At 59.5% G+C, this 4,441-nt stretch carries 5 protein-coding genes; 1 reads left to right on the top strand and 4 read right to left on the bottom strand.

Features of this window, described 5'->3' with window-relative positions; translation table 11 throughout:
* From def to J4E53_RS29880, 3 genes are all read right to left on the bottom strand, one after another.
* On the bottom strand, positions 1-539 hold a 539-nt coding region (def, locus tag J4E53_RS29890; protein WP_060738850.1), incomplete at its 3' end, for a peptide deformylase.
* The gene (locus J4E53_RS29885; RefSeq protein ID WP_060738851.1) at positions 536-1,486 is read right to left on the bottom strand and encodes a YihY/virulence factor BrkB family protein; all 951 of its coding nucleotides are present in this window, start codon (positions 1,484-1,486) and stop codon (positions 536-538) included. The genes J4E53_RS29885 and def, both read right to left, overlap by 4 nt.
* 173 nt (positions 1,487-1,659) lie before the next feature.
* Positions 1,660-1,851, bottom strand: coding sequence for a CsbD family protein (locus J4E53_RS29880; RefSeq protein WP_060738852.1), 192 nt, complete (start codon positions 1,849-1,851; stop codon positions 1,660-1,662).
* 196 nt (positions 1,852-2,047) lie between these two features.
* On the opposite strand from J4E53_RS29880, the gene J4E53_RS29875 reads away from it, so the two are divergent.
* The gene (locus J4E53_RS29875; protein WP_060738853.1) at positions 2,048-2,425 is read left to right on the top strand and encodes a hypothetical protein; all 378 of its coding nucleotides are present in this window, start codon (positions 2,048-2,050) and stop codon (positions 2,423-2,425) included.
* Between the two features lie 206 nt (positions 2,426-2,631).
* Here J4E53_RS29875 and fadD1 read toward each other — a convergent pair whose 3' ends face one another.
* Positions 2,632-4,323: a long-chain-fatty-acid--CoA ligase FadD1 gene (gene fadD1 / locus J4E53_RS29870; RefSeq protein ID WP_060738854.1), complete on the bottom strand. Its 1,692-nt coding sequence runs from the start codon at positions 4,321-4,323 to the stop codon at positions 2,632-2,634.
* Between the last annotated feature and the right edge of the window lie 118 nt (positions 4,324-4,441).

The raw sequence follows: 4,441 nt of genomic DNA, 5'->3' as shown, positions 1-4,441 counted from the left end.
CAATCGTCGGCGGTGGGGTCCAGGTCCGGGAACATCACTTCGGTAAAGCCGAACTTGCTGAAATCAGTGATGCGCGACGGGTACAAGCGCCCGATCAGATGATCGCATTCATGCTGCACCACCCGCGCATGAAAGCCCGACGCGTAACGCACGATCGGCTCGCCCTTGGGATCGAAGCCTTCATAGCGGATGTGTTGGTAGCGCTCGACCGCACCGCGCAGGCCCGGCACCGACAGGCAACCTTCGAAACCCTCTTCCATCTGCGGGCCCAGGGGGGTGATCAGTGGGTTGATCAGGATGGTCTGGGGCACCGCCTCGGCGTCGGGGTAACGCTCGCTGTGCTCGAAGCCGAAGATCACCAGTTGCAGGTCGATGCCGATCTGCGGCGCCGCCAGGCCGACGCCGCCGACACTTTCCATGGTCTGGAACATGTCGTCGATCAATTGCCACAATTCCGGGCTGTCGAACATTTCGGCGGGCACCGGCGGGGCGATGCGCAGCAGGCGTTCGTCGCCCATTTTCAGGATTTCACGGATCATGGTCGGGCTTCGTCAGGGTGGGTTTGAGGGATGGAATGGTCGCGCCCCAGGCCCGACACATGCTGTTTTTCGTGCTCGCCCGCGCTCTTTTCACCCGGGTTCTTGCCCTCGGTGGACATGTGCTCGATCACCGCATTCATCTCCGCGCCGAGTAACAGTACCGCCGAAGAAATATAGAAATACAGCAACAACACAATGATCGCGCCGATGCTGCCATACATGGCGTTGTAGTTGGCAAAGGTCTTGACGTAGAACGCGAAGCCCAGGGAAGCGATGATCCACACCACCACCGCCAGCACCGACCCCGGCGTGATGAAGCGAAACTCCTGCTTGACGTCGGGCATCACGTAATAGATCAGTGCCACGGCCACCATCAGCAAGAACACGATCACCGGCCAGCGCACGATCGTCCAGAGCGTGACGATGAACTCCTCCAGACCGACTTGGGCCGCGATCCAGCCCATCACCTGCGGCCCGAGCACCATCAGCGCCGCAGCGGCCAGCAGCATGCCGGCGATGCCGACCGTGTAGAAAATCGACAGCGGGAAGCGCTTCCAGGCCGGACGGCCCTCCACCACGTCGTAGGCGGCGTTCATCGCGCTCATCATCAGCCGCACGCCCGCCGAAGCGGTCCACAAGGCAATGACGATACCCACGGACAGCAAGCCACCCTTGGACTGCTGGAGCTGGTCGATCACCGGGTTGACCTGCTCCAGGGCCTGGGGCGGCAGCACCAGCTCCGATTGCAGGCGCAGCCAGGAGAAGAAGTCCGGCAGGTGCAGGAAACCGATCAGGGCAATCAGGAAGAGAATGAAGGGGAACAGCGAAAACAGCATCTGGTAGGCCAGTGCCGAGGCGTAGGTCGACATCTCGTCGTCGACGAACTCGGTCACGGTACGCATCATCACACGATGCAAAGGTAAGCCTTTCAAGGCCGGAAACATCATGTGCGTCTCCTTTCGCCGCAAAAAAGGAAGGTCGCCTGGCGACTCATGGGGTTGTTATCCAAGACAAAGTAACCTGTTTGGCGACTTTGGAACAATTTCCCCGGCGCAAGTTCGAGCCGACATGAAAACGGCCACCCGCAGATGACCGTTCCAATCGTTTTACTACAGGCGGGTTATGCCTTGTCGACGCCTTTCTTGACCGCATCCTTGGCCTTGCCCACGGCTTGTTGGGCCTCGCCTTTTTTCTCCTGGACCACGCCCTCGGCGCGCATACGGTCATTGTCGGTGGCCTTGCCGACGCCTTGCTTGATGTTGCCGACGGCTTCGTTGGCAACGCCCTTCACTTTATCGCTCGTGCTACCCATGATGTCTCTCCTGTGAACAACGGTACGAAAAGTCATTACATAAGGGTTGACCGGGGCCGTTTGCCGGGAGTTTCATTTTTTTCAGCGGCACATTTCATCGTCGAATGCAGGTTGCACTTTATGTTTGTCGATCAACCCCCGAGAATGCCCCACGTATTCAGGCTGTGGCTTGAAGCTCCAACCCCGTAGGAACGTTATGAAACTCGATAAAAAGCAGGCCATCGCCCGCAGGAACCAGGAACTGGGCGGCGCCGTACTGGGCGTCAACAACTGCCATTTCAGCGAATTGAACCGCAACCGCAACATTTTCTGGTTCGATATCCCGGTGGCGCGCCTGGCCATCGGTCAATACGAATGGATCCACCTGCTGCTGCACACGCCGGCCACCGATGAGCTGCTGCACTTGAAGGTGCCGACCGTGTTCCTGCGGGAAAAAATGGAAGGCCTGGAAGTGCGCAACCAGGGCAAACGCAAGGCCGCCCTGAGCCTGGAGCTGAGCGCCGACAAGGACGCCTACCTGCAGGACATGCGGCCGGGTGGCACCAACCTGGATTTTGCGCAGTTCCGGTTGTAACCGGACCCGAGAAGCACCGGTTCCCTATGGCGAGGGAGCTTGCTCCCGCTGGACGCGCAGCGGCCCTTGCGGTGTGTCAGTAGAATCGCAGGGGGCTGCTGCGCAGCCCAGCGGGAGCAAGCTCCCTCGCCACACAAGCGCTCTCGCTTCAGGTCATCGCCCAACAAAAAGCCCCGCATCAGCGGGGCTTTTTGTTGGCAACGGTCTTACTTCTTCAACCCCAGCTTCCTGAGTTCTTCATCCCGCAACTCGCGGCGCAGGATCTTGCCCACGTTGGTGGTCGGCAAGGCATCGCGGAACTCCACGGCCTTGGGCACCTTGTAGCCGGTGACGTTGGCACGCATGTGTTCCATCACCTGTTCCTTGGTCAACGTCACACCCGGCCGTGCGACGATGAAGATCTTGATCGCCTCGCCGGATTTTTCGTCCGGTACGCCGATGGCCGCGCATTGCAGCACGCCCGGCAGGGTTGCCAGCACATCTTCCAGTTCGTTGGGGTACACGTTGAAACCGGAGATCAGGATCATGTCCTTCTTGCGATCGACGATGCGCATGTAGCCGTCCGGCTGGATCAGCGCAATGTCACCGGTCTTGAGCCAGCCTTCGCTGTCGAGGATCTCGTCGGTGGCTTCCTGACGCTGCCAGTAGCCCTTCATCACCTGCGGACCTTTCACGCACAACTCGCCGATTTCGCCCAATGGCTGCTCGACGCCCGCGTCATTGATCACCTTGCACAGCGTCGACGGCACGGGAATGCCGATAGTACCGATCTGGATGTTCTGGATCGGGTTGACGGTGGCCACCGGGCTGGTTTCGGTCATGCCATAACCTTCGCAGATCGGGCAACCGGTCACCGCTTTCCAGCGCTCGGCCGCGGCCAGTTGCAGGGCCATGCCACCGGACAGGGTGACTTTCAGTGCCGAGAAGTCCAGCTTGCGGAAGGCTTCGTTGTTGCACAGGGCCACGAACAGCGTATTGAGGCCGACGAAACCGCTGAACTTCCACTTCGACAGTTCCTTGACCATCGCCGAGAGGTCGCGCGGGTTGCTGATCAGGATATTGTGGTTGCCGATCAGCATCATCGCCATGCAATGAAAGGTGAAGGCATAGATGTGGTACAGCGGCAGTGGCGTGATCAGCACCTCGCAACCCTCATTGAGGTTGGAGCCCATCAGCGCCTTGCACTGCAGCATGTTCGCCACCAGGTTGCGGTGGCTGAGCATCGCGCCCTTGGCCACGCCAGTGGTGCCGCCGGTGTATTGCAGCACAGCCACGTCGTCGCTGGTGGGGTTGGCTTCGTTCACCGGCTGGCCGTGGCCTTTGCTCAGCACGTCGTTGAACTTGACGGCCTTGGGCAAGTGATAAGCCGGGACCATTTTCTTGACGTACTTGATCACGCTGTTGATCAACAGGCGCTTGAGCGGCGGCAGCAGGTCGGCGACTTCGGTGACGATGACGTGCTTGACGCCTGTCTTCGGTACCACGGTTTCCGCCAGGTGCGCCATGTTCGCCAGGCACACCAGGGCCTTGGCACCGGAGTCGTTGAACTGGTGTTCCATTTCCCGCGCGGTGTACAGCGGGTTGGTGTTGACCACGATCAGCCCGGCACGGATCGCACCGAACACGGCCACCGGGTACTGGAGAACGTTGGGCAACTGCACGGCGATTCGATCGCCCGGCTGTAAATCGGTATGCTGTTGCAGGTACGCGGCAAACGCCCCGGACAACTCGTAGAGCTCACCGTAGGTGATCGTCTTGCCGAGGTTGCTGAATGCCGGCTTGTTGGCAAAGCGTTGGCAGGACTGCTTCAACACCGCCTGAATATTCGGATACTCGTCTGGATTGATGTCGGCAGCAATCCCAGCTGGGTACTTATCCTTCCAAAAGTCTTCGATCATGGAAGCCCACTCCTCAGCAACGCGAATTCTCACCGCATTTGATGCGATTATTATTGGTGTGTGTTTATTGGTGAATCTGGCTTGAATCAAGGCCGAGAAGTCACAAAAGCGCGCCGAG

Source organism: Pseudomonas sp. FW305-28, from assembly GCF_017351395.1.
Classification (GTDB): Bacteria; Pseudomonadota; Gammaproteobacteria; order Pseudomonadales; family Pseudomonadaceae; genus Aquipseudomonas; species Aquipseudomonas fluorescens_AA.
Note: the sequence above shows the minus strand (reverse complement) of the source record. Positions and strands in the feature narration are given on the sequence as shown.

Bases quoted from the DNA above. Each gene is read 5' to 3' on its own strand.
- J4E53_RS29885 (WP_060738851.1), bottom strand. From the start codon at position 1,486: ATGATGTTTCCGGCCTTGAAAGGCTTACCTTTGCATCGTGTGATGATG.
- fadD1 (WP_060738854.1), bottom strand. From the start codon at position 4,323: ATGATCGAAGACTTTTGGAAGGATAAGTACCCAGCTGGGATTGCTGCC.
- J4E53_RS29880 (WP_060738852.1), bottom strand. From the start codon at position 1,851: ATGGGTAGCACGAGCGATAAAGTGAAGGGCGTTGCCAACGAAGCCGTC.
- J4E53_RS29875 (WP_060738853.1), top strand. From the start codon at position 2,048: ATGAAACTCGATAAAAAGCAGGCCATCGCCCGCAGGAACCAGGAACTG.